15 protein-coding genes are annotated in these 16,211 nt (G+C 64.0%); 14 read left to right on the top strand and 1 reads right to left on the bottom strand.

Translation table 11 applies throughout. From position 1 onward, the window contains the following. The first annotated feature begins 82 nt into the window (after window positions 1-82). From QTA58_RS18280 to QTA58_RS18260, 5 genes are all read left to right on the top strand, one after another. Window positions 83-1,234, top strand: coding sequence for a mandelate racemase/muconate lactonizing enzyme family protein (locus QTA58_RS18280; RefSeq protein ID WP_289669998.1), 1,152 nt, complete (start codon window positions 83-85; stop codon window positions 1,232-1,234). 12 nt (window positions 1,235-1,246) lie between these two features. Next, window positions 1,247-2,170 (top strand): 2-dehydro-3-deoxygalactonokinase, encoded by a 924-nt coding sequence (locus QTA58_RS18275; RefSeq protein WP_289669997.1) that lies wholly within the window; start codon window positions 1,247-1,249, stop codon window positions 2,168-2,170. Between the two features lie 2 nt (window positions 2,171-2,172). Further along, the gene (locus QTA58_RS18270; RefSeq protein ID WP_289669996.1) at window positions 2,173-3,102 is read left to right on the top strand and encodes a 2-dehydro-3-deoxygalactonokinase; all 930 of its coding nucleotides are present in this window, start codon (window positions 2,173-2,175) and stop codon (window positions 3,100-3,102) included. Window positions 3,103-3,115: 13 nt separating this feature from the next. Next, on the top strand, window positions 3,116-3,736 hold the full coding sequence (locus QTA58_RS18265) for a 2-dehydro-3-deoxy-6-phosphogalactonate aldolase (protein ID WP_289669995.1): 621 nt from the start codon (window positions 3,116-3,118) through the stop codon (window positions 3,734-3,736). Between the two features lie 102 nt (window positions 3,737-3,838). Continuing rightward, on the top strand, window positions 3,839-4,489 hold the full coding sequence (locus QTA58_RS18260; protein ID WP_289669994.1) for a class I SAM-dependent methyltransferase: 651 nt from the start codon (window positions 3,839-3,841) through the stop codon (window positions 4,487-4,489). An 8-nt stretch (window positions 4,490-4,497) separates the two neighbouring features. Here the strand turns inward: QTA58_RS18260 and QTA58_RS18255 are convergent, their stop codons facing one another. Next, window positions 4,498-5,349 (bottom strand): MurR/RpiR family transcriptional regulator, encoded by an 852-nt coding sequence (locus tag QTA58_RS18255; protein ID WP_289669993.1) that lies wholly within the window; start codon window positions 5,347-5,349, stop codon window positions 4,498-4,500. A gap of 223 nt (window positions 5,350-5,572) precedes the next feature. Here QTA58_RS18255 and murA point away from each other — a divergent pair, with 223 nt between their 5' ends. The 9 genes from murA (at window position 5,573) to QTA58_RS18210 (ending at window position 16,193) form a co-directional block, all read left to right on the top strand. Continuing rightward, the gene (gene murA / locus QTA58_RS18250) at window positions 5,573-6,829 is read left to right on the top strand and encodes a UDP-N-acetylglucosamine 1-carboxyvinyltransferase (RefSeq protein ID WP_289669992.1); all 1,257 of its coding nucleotides are present in this window, start codon (window positions 5,573-5,575) and stop codon (window positions 6,827-6,829) included. Then, window positions 6,826-7,710, top strand: coding sequence for an N-acetylglucosamine kinase (locus QTA58_RS18245; RefSeq protein ID WP_289669991.1), 885 nt, complete (start codon window positions 6,826-6,828; stop codon window positions 7,708-7,710). Before murA ends, QTA58_RS18245 begins: the two co-directional genes overlap by 4 nt. Window positions 7,711-7,891: 181 nt before the next feature. Further along, window positions 7,892-8,815: an N-acetylmuramic acid 6-phosphate etherase gene (murQ, locus tag QTA58_RS18240; protein WP_289669990.1), complete on the top strand. Its 924-nt coding sequence runs from the start codon at window positions 7,892-7,894 to the stop codon at window positions 8,813-8,815. Between the two features lie 78 nt (window positions 8,816-8,893). Then, window positions 8,894-10,429, top strand: coding sequence for an ABC transporter substrate-binding protein (locus QTA58_RS18235; RefSeq protein WP_085424792.1), 1,536 nt, complete (start codon window positions 8,894-8,896; stop codon window positions 10,427-10,429). A 38-nt stretch (window positions 10,430-10,467) separates the two neighbouring features. Beyond that, window positions 10,468-11,430, top strand: coding sequence for an ABC transporter permease (locus tag QTA58_RS18230; RefSeq protein WP_289669987.1), 963 nt, complete (start codon window positions 10,468-10,470; stop codon window positions 11,428-11,430). Continuing rightward, window positions 11,430-12,269 carry an ABC transporter permease gene (locus tag QTA58_RS18225; RefSeq protein ID WP_289669986.1) on the top strand — a complete coding sequence of 280 codons (840 nt, stop codon included), beginning with the start codon at window positions 11,430-11,432 and terminating at the stop codon, window positions 12,267-12,269. Before QTA58_RS18230 ends, QTA58_RS18225 begins: the two co-directional genes overlap by 1 nt. Further along, window positions 12,266-14,023, top strand: a complete 1,758-nt coding sequence (locus tag QTA58_RS18220; protein WP_289669984.1) for an ABC transporter ATP-binding protein — start codon at window positions 12,266-12,268, stop codon at window positions 14,021-14,023. Before QTA58_RS18225 ends, QTA58_RS18220 begins: the two co-directional genes overlap by 4 nt. Before the next feature lie 11 nt (window positions 14,024-14,034). Further along, window positions 14,035-15,066 (top strand): serine hydrolase, encoded by a 1,032-nt coding sequence (locus tag QTA58_RS18215; protein WP_289669983.1) that lies wholly within the window; start codon window positions 14,035-14,037, stop codon window positions 15,064-15,066. An 11-nt stretch (window positions 15,067-15,077) separates the two neighbouring features. Continuing rightward, window positions 15,078-16,193, top strand: coding sequence for an anhydro-N-acetylmuramic acid kinase (locus QTA58_RS18210; protein ID WP_289669981.1), 1,116 nt, complete (start codon window positions 15,078-15,080; stop codon window positions 16,191-16,193). Window positions 16,194-16,211 lie beyond the last annotated feature (18 nt).

Raw genomic sequence — 16,211 nt, 5'->3', positions numbered from 1 at the left:
AAGAGAGTTATCTTGGAACTAAGTTCCATGTCAACAGCGAAACTGAAACGGCCCTTTCGACGGCCGTGTATGGGAGGACATCTTGCGCATTACCAAAGTGGACCATTGGCTGGTCCGTATGCCCTTTACCGAGGATATTCTCTGGGGATCCGGGCGCAGGATCGGCACGACCCGGCTGATCTGCAGGATAGAGACGGATGCCGGGATCATCGGCTGGGGCGAGACGATCTCGCTGATCGCCAATGTGCCGGCCGTCTTCGCGGATATCGTCGCGCCGCTCGCCATCGGTTACCCGGTCGCGGATGCCGAGCGCTTTCACCGGCATGTTCTCGGTGCAGGCTTCTATCATCACAAGCGCGCCGCGGTGATGGCGATTTGCGCCATGGAAATGGCCATGTGGGATGCGCTCGGCAAACAGGCCGGCCTGCCGCTTTACGCGCTATGGGGCGGACGTTGGCGCAAGGATGTGGAAGCCGCCGCCTATCTTTTCACCAACGACCCGCAAGGCCTGTCGGAACGGCTGAAGCGTTTCCTCGATCTGGGCTACGCGACCTTCAAGGTGAAGATCGGTTTCGACGAACGGAGCGATATCACGCTGGCCGAGACCTCCCGAAAGGTGATCGGCGGTCATCCGCTGCGTCTCGACGTCAATGGCGCCTGGAACCCTGCGACCGCCAAACGCCAGCTCGAAAAGCTGAAGATCTTCGATCCCGCCTATGTGGAGCAGCCGCTGGAGCTCGACGATCTCGCCGGCCATGCAGCCCTCGTAGCCAGTTCGTCCGTGCCGATCGCGCTCGACGAAAGCGCCTACACGCTTGCCGATGTCGGCAACATCGTCCGCGCCCATGCGGCCGATGTGGTCCTGCTCGATCCTCACGAGGCGGGCGGGCTCTGGCAGACGATCAAGGCGGCGGCAATCTGCGAATCGGTCGGCATACCGGTGACGCTGCATTCCGGCGCCGAACTGGCGCTGTCGCAATCCGCCTATATCCATCTTGCAGCTTCGTTACCGAACATGTCGATCGCCATCGATACCGAGCGCGCCTATCTCGGCGGTGACATTTCGCGGAATTCGCCGGTCCTGAAGGACGGTCGTTTCCAGGTGCCGGAGGGCCCTGGCCTCGGCGTCGAGATCGATATCGAACAGCTCGAGAAATACCGCGTCACCGGTATCGCCGGCGCCTATCTCGATGCCGAGCGCAAGGACTGGTTCCCCGTAAAGCCCGCCTATTAGGATCATTCTCTCATGTACATTGCCATCGAATGGACTTCCGCCGCCTTTCGCGCCCTGCTCATGGATGACGAAAAGGTATTCGGCGAGAAGAAGAGCGACCACGGCACGACCAGGATCGCGAACGGCGCTTTCGAAGCAGCGCTCCGCGAAGAGCTCGGAGACTGGGTCGCGAAAGCTGAAAAGATCCTGTTTTCCGGCATGATCACCAGCCGCAACGGCTGGATCGAGAGCCCGTTCGCACCAGTCCCCGCTGGCCCTGGAGACCTCGCGACCCAAGCGGTCATCCATCGTGTCGATGGTCTGCCGCCGCTCGTCTTCCTGCCCGGTATCGCCCAGACGAAACCACTTCCCGACGTCATGCGCGGCGAGGAAATGTCGCTCTTCGGCTTGAAGGAGACCGATGGCCTTTTCGTCCTTCCGGGCCCGCACGCCAAATGGGTGACGATGGCGGATGGCCGCATTGCCGCCATCACCACCTATATGTCTGGCGAAATCCTCAATCTCCTCAGGAAGGATTCGCTCGTCTCGCGGCTCATGCCGGCCTCATACGAGGAACGACCGGAGGCTTTCCGCCGCGGTGCCTTAACCGCCTACGAGCAGGGCACCCTGCCCGGCCGCATTCTGGCGCGCATCTTCTCAGCCCGCAGCCTCGTCCTGTTCGACCGGCTGGCGCCTGAGGAAGTCGCCGACTATCTCGCCGGCCTGATGATCGGTGCGGAGGTCTGCGAAGCCATCGGCACGGACAAACCGGAGAAAATCCATATCGTCGGCCATACGGCGCTTGCCGAGCGATACAAGACCGCGATCGAATTGTTCGGTGTTGCAGCAACGCTCGTGACGCCGGACATTGCCGCCGGTTTCCGCCGGATCGCCTCTCGACAGGAGGATGCGACGCGGGCTATCGAAGGAGCAACATCTGCTTCCGGAGGATTGTGATAATGCCAAAGCCGACCTCGATCATCCTCGATTGGGGCACGAGTTCGCTGCGCGCCATGCTGGTGTCGGAGGCGGGGGAAACGCTGGACACCCGCGAATCCGCAAGCGGCGGCATCCAGTTCGTCAAGGACGGCGCCTTTGAAGCGGCGCTGATGCAAGCGGTCGGCGAATGGTTTTCCGTCCATGGTCCGCTGCCGGTGCTGGCGAGCGGCATGATCACCAGCCGCAACGGCTGGGTTGAAGTGGCGTATGTCGATACGCCGGCCGGTACTGCAGAGCTTGCCGCCGGTACGAAAACGCTGACGCTTCTAAATGGCGCGGTCATCACCTTCCTGCCCGGCATGCGTGATCCCGCCTCAAAGCCGTTCCCCGATGTGATGCGCGGAGAAGAGACCCAGATCGTCGGTTACGGGCTCGACCGAGACCGTACGCTCGTGCTTCCCGGTACCCACAGCAAATGGGCGCGGATCAAGGGCGGCCTCATAGACGGTTTTCAGACCTATGCGACCGGCGAGGTTTTTGCGCTGCTGACCAAGCATTCCTTCATCGCCAAGGCTCAGGAACCTGCGCCCGGCGCCGAGCCGGACTGGCAGAGCTTCGATCGCGGCGCGGAATTCGCCGCAAGCGCATCCGCCTCCGCCGATTCCTTCCTCTCGGCGATCTTCAGCGCCCGCACCGGCATTCTCGACGGCAGGCTGAAGCCGGAAAACATCCTCGATTACGTCTCCGGCCTCGTGATCGGTTCGGAATTCCGCCAGGCGCGCGCCGCCGGCTGGTTCAGATCCGGCGATACGATCGGTATCGTCGGCAACAATGCGCTGAACAGCCGTTACGGCCGCATCGCGCCGCTCTTCGGCCTGACGGTCGAGCCCGGCCCCGACAACGCCGCCAAGCGCGGCATTCTGCTGATCGCGGCCGCAGCCGCCAAGTAACAAGGAGTCCGAGATGACCTTCGAAGAGGCGCTCAAGGCATGCAATCTCGTCGCCATCCTGCGCGGCATCAAGCCGGAGGAAGCTGAAAGCGTCGGCGAAGTGCTGGTCGAAGCCGGCTGGCGGATCATCGAAGTGCCGCTCAATTCTCCCGAACCGCTGAAGAGCATCGAAAAGCTCGTCAAGCGCTTCGGCGAAAACACCCTGATCGGCGCAGGCACGGTCCTGACGCCCGCCCAGGTCGCCGATGTCGCCGCGACCGGCGCCAAAGTGATCATCTCGCCGAACGCCAACCCGGCTGTCATCAAGGCCTCGCGCGCCGCGGGCATGGTGAGCCTGCCGGGCGTCGCCACGCCGACCGAAGCCTTCGCGGCGATCGAGGCAGGCGCCACCGGCATCAAGGCGTTTCCGGCGGAAGCCATCCCGCCGATCGTCATCAAGGCCTGGAAAGCGGTCTTGCCGAGGGAGATCCCCGTGCTTGCGGTCGGCGGCGTGACGCCGGAAAACATGACCGCCTACGCCCAGGCGGGCGCTGCCGGCTTCGGCATCGGTTCCTCGCTCTATAAACCCGGAGCCGATCTCGCCTCGATCGCCGAGAAGGCCCGGAAATTCATCGAGGCCATGCGCGCCGCCTGAGCCTCCATAGCTCTCAACCCGTCGCAAAACATTCGCCGAGCGGAACTATCGTCTTAGTCCCGAGTTACAACCGGCAGTGGGACAATCGAGGGGGAGACGATCTTGGCGGCGATCCGCAACAGCTCCGAACATCAGCAGAAGGTGTATGAACGCTGGGCTCCGGTCTATGATCGGGTCTATCGCGGCTTGTTGAAAGACGGGCACCGTACGGTCGCGAGGCTGGCCTCCGAAGCGGGCCGGGAGATTCTTGAAGTCGGCGTCGGCACGGGGCTGGTCCTGCCCTACTATCCGAAGCAGTGCAGCGTTACCGGCATCGATCTCTCCGAACACATGATCGCCAAGGCGCGGGAAAAGGTAGCCCGGAACCGGCTCTTTCACGTCCGGGCGCTCCAGGTCATGGATGCCCGCCGCCTCCAGTTCGCAGACCGATCGTTCGATGCGGTCTGCCTGCCTTTTGTCATCACCCTGATCCCCGACCCGGAACGGGCGCTCGACGAATGCGCCCGCGTGCTGAGACCCGGCGGCGAGATCATCATCGCCAGCAAGCTCGGCGACGGACGTGGCCTGCAGGGCGCGATCGAAGAGGCTGTGGCGCCGCTCGTTCACAAGGTCGGGTGGAGCTCGGCTTTCCGCATCGCCCGGATTGCCGAATGGGTCGAACGCCGCGGCGATTTCGAGGTGGCGGATATCCGCCGTGTCTTCCCCAACGGCTTCTTCAAGGTCATGCGGCTGAGGCATCTCGCCGGCCATTGAGGAAAAAACTACTTTGCCTTCAGCACCGAGACAGCAAGCTCGCTGTTATGGACATATTCGTTGGCGTCCGCCTGACGCTGGACGAGCAGGATGAACAACAGGTCCGTCAGCATGAGCTGCGCGTCGCGCGCGGTGATGGACGACGAACGGACGCGTTCCTCGTCGGCGACCGTATAAAGCCGGATACTCGCCACCTGCAGAAGAGGGCCGCCGCTGAGACCCGTCACGGCGATGACAGTGGCGCCGCGCTCGCGCGCCAGTTCGGCGATCCTGAGCGTTTCGATACTGGCGCCCGAATAGGAAAGCGCGAACAGCACATCCCCTCCGGCAAGCGTCGAGACATTGGCCATCTGCACATGACTGTCGCTGTCATGCAGCACGTTGCGGCCGAGCTTCATGAGCTTGTAGGAAAAGTCGCGTGCCACCAATGAGGAAGCGCCGACGCCTGCCATGTGGATGCGGCGCGCATCGTTCAGCGCCATCAGCGCCCGCTCGATCTCCTGTTCGCTGTTGACGGCAAGCGTCTGCTGCATCGAGAGCATCTTGCTGCCGATCAGCTTCTGCAAAATGGTCAGATAGCTGTCACCGACCTCGATCGTGCCGTGGATCATGCCCGGGGGCGCGTGCCATTCCTGCGCCTTCGCCTCGCTGACCGCGAGCTTCAGGTCCTGGTATCCCGCAAAGCCCAGCTTCTGGCTGAATTTGACGACGCTCGACTGGCTGCGGCCGGTCTCGGCGGCAAGCGCCGCGGAGGAAAGCCGCAGCATCTGATCCGGATTGTCGAGGATGAACTGGCCGATCTCGCGGTCCGCCGGCGCCATGTCCTCGAGCTGCGCGTTGATCTTCTTTAAGACTGACATGCGTTCCTTTGGAAGCCTCGCGATACCCGCCCACCAGTTTACGAAAGATATCATCGCAGCGGAGACCTGCAACACGTTTCCGCGCCTCAATTCTCATGATCTATCACAAACCATACCATATGGCGGAATAAAAAATTCCGAACGATTGACACGGTAGCCGGGAGGTTTAGTTTCGGCTGGCGTGCGGGCGAGCAGGTCCGCCCCTCATTCGGCAGGTTTCGTCATGGACAGATTGCGCATCGTCGGCGGTCATCGGCTCCAGGGCGCCGTCACCATTGCCGGCGCGAAGAATGCCGCACTGCCGCAGATCGCGGCGGCACTGTTAAGCCCCTACCCGGTCGAGCTTACCAACCTCCCGCAGGTCAGCGACGTGGAAAACATGCTCGGCGTCGTCGGCCTGCACGGAGCCGAGGTGACGCGTGCCGCCCATTCCACGATCATCGACGCCAAAGCGATCGTCTCCAAGGAAACTTCCTACGACACCGTACGCAGGATGCGCGCGACGGTGCTGGTGCTGGCGCCCCTTCTCGCCCGCTTCGGCCACGCACGCGTCTCCATGCCCGGCGGCTGCGCCATCGGTGCGCGGCCGGTCGATATGCACATCAAGGCGCTCGCAGCGCTCGGCGCCGATATCGGTATCGAAAGCGGGCTGATCGTCGCCGCAGCACCCGGGGGCCTGAAGGGAGCACACATCGTGCTCGCCTCGCCTTCCGTCGGCGCCACCGAAACGGCGATGATGGCGGCCACGGCAGCCAAGGGCGAGACGGAAATCCTCAATGCCGCGCGAGAGCCGGAAGTCGCCGATCTTGCCGCCTGCCTGATCGCCATGGGTGCCAGGATCGAAGGCGCCGGCACTCACCGGATCCTCGTCGAAGGCTCGACTTCCTGGCAGCCGGCGAAACACCACGGCATCCCGGACCGGATCGAGGCAGGCACCTATGCGGTGGCGGCGGCGATCACCGGCGGCATGCTGGAACTCATCAATGCCCGGCTCGAGAACCTGGCATCCGCCGTGCAGGTATTGGAAGCGATGGGCGTCAGCGTCTGGCCGAGCGACCGCGGCCTCGTCGTCTCACGCGAAGGCTCCCTGAAGGCCGCCGACATCACCACCGAGCCCTATCCCGGCTTCCCGACCGATCTGCAGGCGCAGTTCATGGCGCTGGCTGCGTGCGCAGAAGGCGCCTCGCTGATCCGCGAAACCGTGTTCGAAAGCCGTTTCATGCACGTGCCGGAACTGATGCGGCTGGGAGCCAACGTCTCTCTGCAGGGCACGACGGCGCTGGTGCGCGGCGGCGCTCCGCTCAAGGGCGCGCAGGTGATGGCGACCGACCTTCGCGCCTCCGTTTCCCTCGTCCTGGCTGGCCTCGTGTCCAAGGGTGAAACGATCGTCAACCGCGTCTACCATCTCGATCGCGGCTACGAACAGCTCGATCGCAAACTCCGGCTCTGCGGCGCCGATATCGAACGGCTGAGCGCATGACGGCGGGAGCGGAACATTACTTCCTGGGCGTCGATGGCGGCGGCACCGGCTGCCGCGCCCGTGTCGAGGACGGTTCCGGCGCCGTGCTGGGACAGGGCCTTTCCGGCCCGGCCACGACCCGTTTGGGCATCGAGGAAGCATGGGCCTCCATTTCCCGCGCCTTCAACGCGGCTCTGGATGAGGCAGGGCTTGGGCCGGATGAGGTCGCCCGCACCCATGTCGGCATCGGCCTTGCCGGGATCAGCCGTAAGGGTGCGCTGGAAGCCCTCCAGGCGATCCCCCATCCCTTCGCCGGCATCGACTTCACGAGCGACGGGATGGGCGCCTGCCTCGGCGCGCATTCCGGCCGTGACGGCGCGATCGTCATCGCCGGTACCGGCTCCATCGGGCTCGGCTTCGTGGACGGCCGCAGCCTGCGGGTCGGAGGCTATGGCTTTCCGATTTCCGACGAGGGCAGCGGCGCGGATCTGGGCCTCAAGGCGATCCGGCTGGCGCTGCGAGCCAATGACGGCAGGCTGGAAAAGACGGCCTTGCTGACAGAGGTCATGCAGCGGTTCCAGAATGATCCGATGGAAGCGGTTGCCTGGATGGATCGCGCCACCGCAACCGATTACGCGGCACTCGCCCCCATGGTCATGCGCCATGCCGATCAGGGCGATTCCGCCGGCCGCCGCATCGTCCAGAGCGCGGCGGAACAGATCGACACGCTGGTACGCACCCTCTTCGATCTCGGAGCCCCGCGCGTGACGCTTCTCGGCGGACTTTCCAGCCCGCTCGAACCCTGGCTGGCGCCGGATGTCCGCCGCCGCCTCAAGCCAGCCGACGGCGATGCCGTCTCCGGCGCCATCATCCTCGCCCGCAAAGCCGCCCAAGCTCACTGATCCGCGGATTCCGCAGGTGTGAAAACCTGCCATAGTTGGAATAAAATATTCCAACTATCGATTGACTGAAGGAATGGAAAATCCTAATTTCTTAACAAAACGTAACGAGCGAACGAGAAGGCACGGCATGACGCAGATCTTGCGGAAAGCAGTCTCTCGGCCTGAGTTCGAAAGCAGAATCATGAGCGATGCACGGCTGATATCCGAACTGGAAAGACTGGTTTCCGAAGACCGCAATCCGCGTTCCATGGATATCGATCTTCTGCCGACCGCCGACGTGCTGCGCGAGATCAACGAGGAGGACAAAGGCGTCCCGGCAGCCGTCGAGAAGGTGATCCCCCAGATCGCGGAGGCGGTCGACGAAATCGTGAGGGCGTTCCAGAAAGGTGGGCGGCTGGTCTATATCGGGGCCGGCACCAGCGGCCGGCTTGGCGTGCTCGATGCGTCCGAATGCCCGCCGACCTTCAGCGTGCCGGAAGGCATGGTCATCGGCCTGATCGCCGGGGGCGCGCACGCCCTGCAGCACGCAGTCGAAGGCGCCGAGGACGATCCGGAAGAGGGCCGGCAGGCGCTTGTCGATATCGGCCTGACGGCAGATGACCTCGTCGTCGGCATCGCAGTCAGCGGCCGTACACCCTACGTCATCGGCGCCCTCGACTACGCGAAGTCGCTTGGAGCCGGTACGGTCGCCCTCTCCTGCAACCCCGATTCGGTGATCGCCGCGATTGCCGACATCGCCATTTCTCCGGTCGTCGGCCCGGAAATCCTCACCGGTTCGACGCGGTTGAAATCCGGCACCGCGCAGAAACTCGTGCTCAACATGCTGACGACGGCAAGCATGATCCGCATCGGCAAGAGCTACCAGAACCTGATGGTCGATCTGCACGCCAGCAACCAGAAGCTCGTCGCCCGGGCAGCACGCATCGTCATGCAGGCGACGGGCTGCACGGCGGAAGAAGCGCGCCGCGCGCTGGACCTCACCGGCAACGACGTCAAGCCCGCGATCCTGATCCAGCTCACCGGAATGGATGTGGATGCGGCGCGTACCGCGCTTGACGATGCCGGAGGCTTCCTTCGGAAGGCAATAAATGGGAAGACAGCGTAAAGCTGCTGAACGACCGCCCGGACCGCTTGGATGGTCGGGCTAAAAAGCAACGAATCTCGAAGAGAGGGAGAATTGAAAATGGGAAGGAATTTTTCGGCAAAGCAGGTTTCCGGGCTCGTTTCCGGCCTGGCGCTGGCCGTTGCCCTCGGGGCCGCGGTCGCGGCAGGCCCCGCCTCGGCTGCAACGCTGCGCATGGCCTGGTCGCAGGATGCGACGGGTCTCGACCCCCACAAGCAGACCGCGTTTTCCTCGATCCGCCTGCTGGAACTGATCTACGAGCCGCTGGTGCGTCTCGACAAGGACCTGCAGATCGTCCCGGCGGTCGCATCCTCCTGGGAGTTCTCCGCTGACGGGACCCAGCTTACCTTCAAACTCAATCCCAACGCCAAGTTCCAGGACGGCAAGCCCGTAACCCCGGCGGACGTGAAGGCGTCCTTCGAGCGCATCCTCGACGAGAAGACGGCAGCTGCCGCACGCGCCAACTTCGGCTCGATCGCCAGCATCGAAACCCCGGACCAGACGACCGTTACCTTCAAGCTCTCCCGGCCTGACGTGCCGCTGCTGACGGCCATGGCCAGCATCAATGCAGCGATCGTGCCGGCAGCGGAAATCACGGCCGGCTCGGTCGGGACGAAGGCGCTCGGCTCCGGTCCGTTCAAGCTGGAAAAATGGGACCCCAATTCCAAGGAGGTTCTGACCGCCAACAAGGATTGGGCCGGCGGCAAGATCGGTGTCGATGGCATCGACATCAGCGTCCTGCCCGACGAGACCGCGATCCTTGCGTCCCTGCGCACGAAGCAGATCGACTTCGCGCTGCTCAATGATCCGCTGGTCGCAACCCTCGTGCCGAAGGAGACCAACCTCATCCTGAACCGCACGCCGGTTCTCGCCTATCACGTCCTGCAGCTGAACCCTGCCCGCAAGCCGATGGACAATCTCGCCGTGCGCCAGGCGATCTCCTGCGCCATCGACCGTCAGGACGTTCTCGACACGGCGTCCGTCGGCGAAGGCAAGGTGACAGGCCCGCTGACCATGCCGGGCTACACCACCGACGCCAGCACCCTTTTCTGCTACAAGCGTGACGTGGAGAAGGCCAAGAAGCTGATGGCCGATGCGGGCTTTGCGGACGGCTTTTCGGCAACCGTCATCGCCGCCAACGGCGAACCGGCAACCGCTGCTGCCGAAGCGCAGGTCATCCAGTCGCAGCTTGCGGAAATCGGCGTCAAGCTCGACATCAAGATGATGGAACTGAACGTCTATGTCGACGCCTGGCTGAAGGGCGATTTCGACATGGCCGTTGCCCTGAACGGCGGCCGCGCCGATCCTTATTCCATGTACAACCGCTACTGGACCAAGGCCGGCAACCTGCAGAAGGTCGCGAACTATATCGACGATACGCTCGACAGCCTGATGCAGAAGGGCCGCGAGGAAACCGATCCCGCCAAGCGCAAGGCGATCTTCGCCGATTTCGAGAAACATCTCGTCGAGGTGTCGCCCTGGGTCTGGCTCTATACGTCCTACAGCTATACGGCCCAGCAGAAGACCGTTCAGGGCTTCGTACCGACGCCGGAAGGCTCCCTGTTCGGATTGAGCAGCGTCAGCATCCAGCAGTGACGATCGCGTGACGTAACGGATACGAGGTTGGTTGATCCATGAGTTACCTGACGCGACGGCTGTTGACCTTTCCGCTCGTCATGCTCGGGGTTTCCATCCTCGTCTTCGTGACGATCCGCATGGTGCCGGGCGATGCGATTACCGCGATGCTCGGAACCGAAGCCGGTCTCCTGACGCCGGCACAAAGGGATGCGCTGGCGGGCTATTTCGGCATCGATCAGCCGATTCTGGTGCAATACTGGCGCTGGCTCGCCGGCGTCTTCCAGGGCGATCTCGGCATTTCCGTCACTTACGGCCGGCCGGTGCTCGCCGTCATCCTGGAACGTTTCCCGCTGACGCTTCAGCTTGCCCTGATGTCCATGTGCGTCGCGCTTCTCGTCGGCCTGCCGGCCGGCGTCTTCGCCGCCACCCGTAACGAGAAGATGTCCGACCTCGGCGTCCGGATCTTCGCGATGATCGGCCAGTCGACCCCGAATTTCGTCGTCGGCCTGCTGATCATCTACGCCCTGTCGGCGGGCTTCGGCATCCTGCCGGTTATGGGGGAATTCACGCCGTTCTTCGAGGATCCGCTGCGCAATCTCGGCCAGATGATCCTGCCGGCCATCACGCTCGGTTTTGCCTTCGCCGCCTCCGTCACCCGCATATCACGCTCCGCCATGCTGGACGTGCTGAGCGACGATTACGTCCGCACCGCCCGCTCCAAGGGCGCCTCGAAACGCAGCGTCATCTGGCGCCATGCGCTTCCCAATGCGTTGATCCCGGTCGTCACCTTGAGCGGCGTGGAATTCGGCTATCTGCTCGGCGGCGCGGTTCTGGTGGAACAGATCTATGCCCTGCCGGGCCTCGGCCGTCTCGTCCTCGACGCCATCCTGCAGCGCGACTATGCGCTCGTGCAGGGCTGCGTCCTCTTCATCGCCTTCAACTTCATGGTGGTCAATCTGTTCGTCGACCTCGCTTATGCCGCGCTCGACCCGCGCATCCGTCTCGGAGAAGGCGGCTGATGTCGATGCTGCGTGCGATCTTTTCCCATGCCAGCGGCAGGATCGGCGGTACGATCGTCGTGGTCTACATCATCATCGCCCTGCTCGGCATGTTCGACATCACCCCGCACAATCCGCTCCAGCAGTTTCGCATCGACCGGCTGCATGCGCCGAATGCGACCTATTGGATGGGCACCGACCTCTTCGGCCGCGACGTCGCAAGCCGCCTGATGAAAGGCATCGGTCAGTCCTTCCTGGTCGGCTTCTGCGCCGTCGCGCTGGCCACGATCGCCGGCACGGTGCTGGGCTTGACCGCCGCCTGGTTCGGCAGAGCCTGGGATGGGTTCGTCATGCGCGTCATGGACGTGCTGCTGGCCTTCCCGGCGATCCTGCTGGCACTCCTCATCATCGCCGTCGCCGGCCCGGGCACGTGGACGAGCGTGGCTGCGATCGCGACCGTCTACACGCCGATCTTCACGCGGGTGGTGCGCGGCCCGGCGCTCTCCATCAAGTCGCGCGAATTCGTCGATGCCGCCCGCACCTTCGGTTCGAGCCGGCGCTATATCCTGACCCGCCACCTGCTTCTCAATCTTGTCGCGCCGCTGACCGTCCAGGTGACGCTGGCGCTCGCCTGGTCGCTGCTGACGGAAGCAGGTCTCTCCTTCCTCGGCCTCGGCACTCAGCCGCCGGCCTCTTCGCTCGGCCTGATGCTGGCGGACAGCCGCAACCTGATGGAGACGGCGCCCTGGCTGCTGATCTTCCCGGCGCTGGCGATCATGATCAGCATCCTTGGCTTCAACCTGCTTGGTGACGCGCTGCGCGATATCCTCGACCCTAGGACGAGGAGCCGGCCGGCATGACCACTCCGCTCCTCTCCACATCGAATTTGCGCGTCGGCTTTGGACGAGACCCGTCGAAGAACGAGATCGTCAAAGGCGTCAGCTTCGATCTCGCAGCCGGCGAGACGCTGGCGATCGTCGGCGAAAGCGGCTCGGGCAAGTCCGTGACCGCACTTTCGATCAACCGCCTCGTGGATTTCGGCGGCGGCCGCATCATCGGCGGCTCGATCGACTTCAAGCGCCGCGATGGTAGTATCCTCGACCTCGCTCAAGCGGGCGAACCGGTACTCGAAAAGATCCGTGGCTCGGAGATCGGCATGATCTTCCAGGAGCCGATGACCTCGCTCAACCCGGTGCTCACCATCGGTACACAGATCGAGGAATCCTTCCGCCTGCACCGGGGCCTGACCGGCCGGCAGGCGACCGCCGCCGCCAGGGATGCGCTGGATCGCGTGCGCATTCCCGATGCGGCGCGGCGACTGAAATACTGCCCGAACCAGCTCTCCGGCGGCATGCTCCAGCGGGTGATGATCGCGACCGCTCTCGCCTGCAACCCGCGCCTTTTGATCGCGGACGAACCGACCACCGCCCTCGATGTCACCGTTCAGGCGCAGATCATGGCATTGCTCGGCGAACTGAAGCACGAGACCGGCATGGCGATGATCTTCATCACCCATGACATCGGCCTCGTCGCCGGCATTGCCGACAAGATCATGGTCATGCAGGCCGGCGAAGCGGTGGAACAGGGGCAGCTTGACCAGGTCCTCGATCGGCCGCAGCATCCATATACCCGTCACCTGTTGAGCGCCGTGCCGCATTTCGAATCCGGCCGCGCCGCCCGCGCCGATTTCCGGCGGGAGAAGGCCAAGCCCCCTGCCCTGAGCGTCGACGGCCTGACGGTGCGCTTCAAGGTTTCGGGCGGGCTGCTCGGCCGTTCGCCGGGATCGGTCCATGCCGTGGAAAACGTCGGCTTCGACCTGATGCCGGGCGAGACGCTGGCGATCGTCGGCGAAAGCGGCTCGGGCAAATCCACCACGGCGCGCGCGATCCTTGGTCTTGTGCGCCCGACCCGCGGCAGGTTCTCGGCCCATGGTTTAACGGAGAGGGCTGGCAGCGTCGCGGATGCGACCGATCCAGCCACGCAAATGGTGTTTCAGAACCCCTACGCCTCGCTCAATCCGCGGCTTCGGATCGACAGCATACTTGCCGAGCCCGTCATCGCCGCCGGCGGCCGGATCACTACCGAAACCCGCGACAAGATGAAGGCGCTCCTGAAGCGGGTCGGCCTGCCGGAGGATAGCCTGGAGCGCTACCCGCACCAATTCTCCGGCGGTCAGCGACAGAGGCTCTGCATCGCCCGTGCGCTGATGCTCAATCCGTCGGTCGTCGTCCTCGACGAGGCGGTCTCGGCGCTCGACGTCTCGGTCCAGGCGAAAGTGCTGGAACTGCTGGTCGACCTGCAGAAGGAATACGGTCTCGCCTATCTCTTCGTGTCCCATGACATGGCGGTCGTGGAGCGCATCGCCCATCGCATCGCCGTGCTTTATGCGGGACAGATCGTCGAAATCGGCGATGCCGCTTCGGTACTTTCCAATCCGCAGCATTCCTATACAAAGCGGTTGATTTCCGCCGTGCCGAGCATCGATCGCCGCAACCAGCATTTCGAGCTCGATACGCGCCAGGTTCCGTCCCTCGTCCGCCCGCCCGGTTTTGAACCGCCGGAGCCGCAGTGGCGGGATTTCGGACCGGATCACCGGGCGCGGGCGGAGGCCTGAGGAACAGGACCATGGACGACCGGACCCGAACCACCGCCGATGCCGAATTGACCGCCACCTTCGAGCGGGCGTTCGCACCGTTGCAGAAATCGGTGGCGGACAAGCGCATCCCGGGCGGCGTGTTCGGCATCGTCGATCTGAAACACGGCCGCATGACGCGCGCGACCGGAGCGGCGCAGGTCACTCCGATCATCCGGCCGATGGCGCTCGACACATGGTTCGACCTCGCCTCGCTGACCAAGGTGATTTTCACCACGACGCGCATCCTGAGACTGGCGGATGAAGGCGTGATCGACCTGGACGCGCCTCTCATCACGCTCCTGCCGGACCTGCGTCAGTACGATGCCGATGCCTGGGAGCGGAAAGTCACCTTCCGCCAGTGCCTGGGCCACCAGACGCCTTTCCCGGCCGTCGCGCCAATCTATACCTATGGCCGCGATCCGGAGCTCTTGCGCGCCTTCATCCTGCAGCGGGAATGGCGCGCCGGCCCTCCGGTCTATTCCGATATCAACTTCATCCTGCTCGGTTTCGCCCTGGAACGGCTGACCGGCAAGACGCTGCGGGACCTCGATCCCGGCCCCGGTTTCGCCTGGTCTGCCGATCCGGAAAACTCCGCCGCGACGGAGGACTGCACCTGGCGACACCGCGTTCTGTCGGGCGAGGTGCATGACGACAACTGCTCGGCGCTGCAGGGCTCGGGCCATGCGGGCCTGTTCGGCACCGTAACCTCGGTTCTCGATTTCGCCGAAAGCCTGCTCGACGGCACGGGAGCCTCCAAGGAAGCCGTCACGCTGATGCGCACGCCGCTTTCCGGCAAACGCACCCATGGCTGGGAGCAGCCTTATCCGGACTGGTGGGGCGGCAACGCCTGCAGCCCCGGCACGATCGGTCATACGGGCTTCACCGGCACCGCTCTCTGGATCGACTTCGACAGGGCCCGCGCCTGGACGCTGCTCACCAACCGCATTCACCCGACCCGCCATTTCGACAGCGGCATCCTTGCGGTGCGCCAGGCGGTCGGCGATCTCGTCAATCAAAGTTGAGGAATTTCACGATGGAGCCAATCTGGGCCGTCGGCCTGATGACCGGAACTGTTCTCGACGGCAATATCGACGTGGCGCTCCTGAAGACCGACGGCGAGACAATCGATACCTTCGGCGCCTATACGCTGGCCCCTTATCCGCCGGAAATCCGCGCGCTTCTGGAGGAAACGCTGAAACAGGCCCGCGCCTGGAATTTCGAAGGCCCCGATCCGGCAATCTTTCGCGAAGCCGAAGAAGCGCTGACCCGCGCCCAATCGCAGGCAGTGAAGGACCTCGCCGAGAGCTGCGGGCTGACCATGGCCGATGTCGGCATCGTCGGCTTCCACGGCCAGACGGTATTGCACCGCGCTCCGACCAGGGAAAGGCTCGGCGACACCCGTCAGCTCGGCGACGGCAAACTCATGGCTTCGATCCTCGGCTGCAAGGTCGCCTACGACTTCCGCTCGGCGGACGTTCGCGCCGGTGGCCAGGGTGCGCCTCTCGCGGCCGCCTACCATGCCGCGCTGCTGCGCGGTCTCGACACGTCCGGCGATACGGCGGTGCTCAATCTCGGCGGCGTCGCCAACATCACCTGGTGGGACGGCAAGGAGCTTGTGATCGCCTTCGACACAGGGCCGGCCAATGCGCCGCTCAACGACTTCATGAAGGCACGCGGCCTCGGCGACATGGACAAGAACGGCACGCTCGGCGCTTCCGGCAAGGTCGATGAAGACCGCCTCGCCACACTGCTCCGGCATCCCTACCTGACCGCACCCTATCCGAAATCGCTCGATCGTTTCGATTTCAGCGCCGCCATGGCCGACGGCCTCGACGATGCTACGGGTGCCGCAACCCTCTCCGCCTTCACGGCATCGGCCGTCGGCAAGGCGCTCGACCTTTTGCCGCACAGGCCGAAGCGGCTGATCGTCAGCGGCGGCGGGAGGCGTAACCCGACGATCATGGCGATGCTGGAAAGCCGTGCCGGCGCGAAGGCCGTTTCCGCCGATGAATTCGGCTGGCGGGGCGATGCGGTGGAAGCCGAGTGCTTCGCCTTTCTCGCCGTCCGCGTGCTGCGTGGCCTGCCGATCAGTTTTCCGACAACCACCGGCGCACCAAGGCCCTTGCAAGGCGGCCGGCTCGCAGGGTAAGTCGCTGCTTTCAATGCA

Origin of the sequence: Neorhizobium sp. CSC1952, assembly GCF_030378245.1 — a bacterium.
GTDB lineage: Bacteria > Pseudomonadota > Alphaproteobacteria > Rhizobiales > Rhizobiaceae > Neorhizobium > Neorhizobium oryzae_A.
The sequence above is the reverse complement of the archived record's forward strand: the minus strand, read 5'-3'. Positions and strand labels throughout refer to the sequence as shown.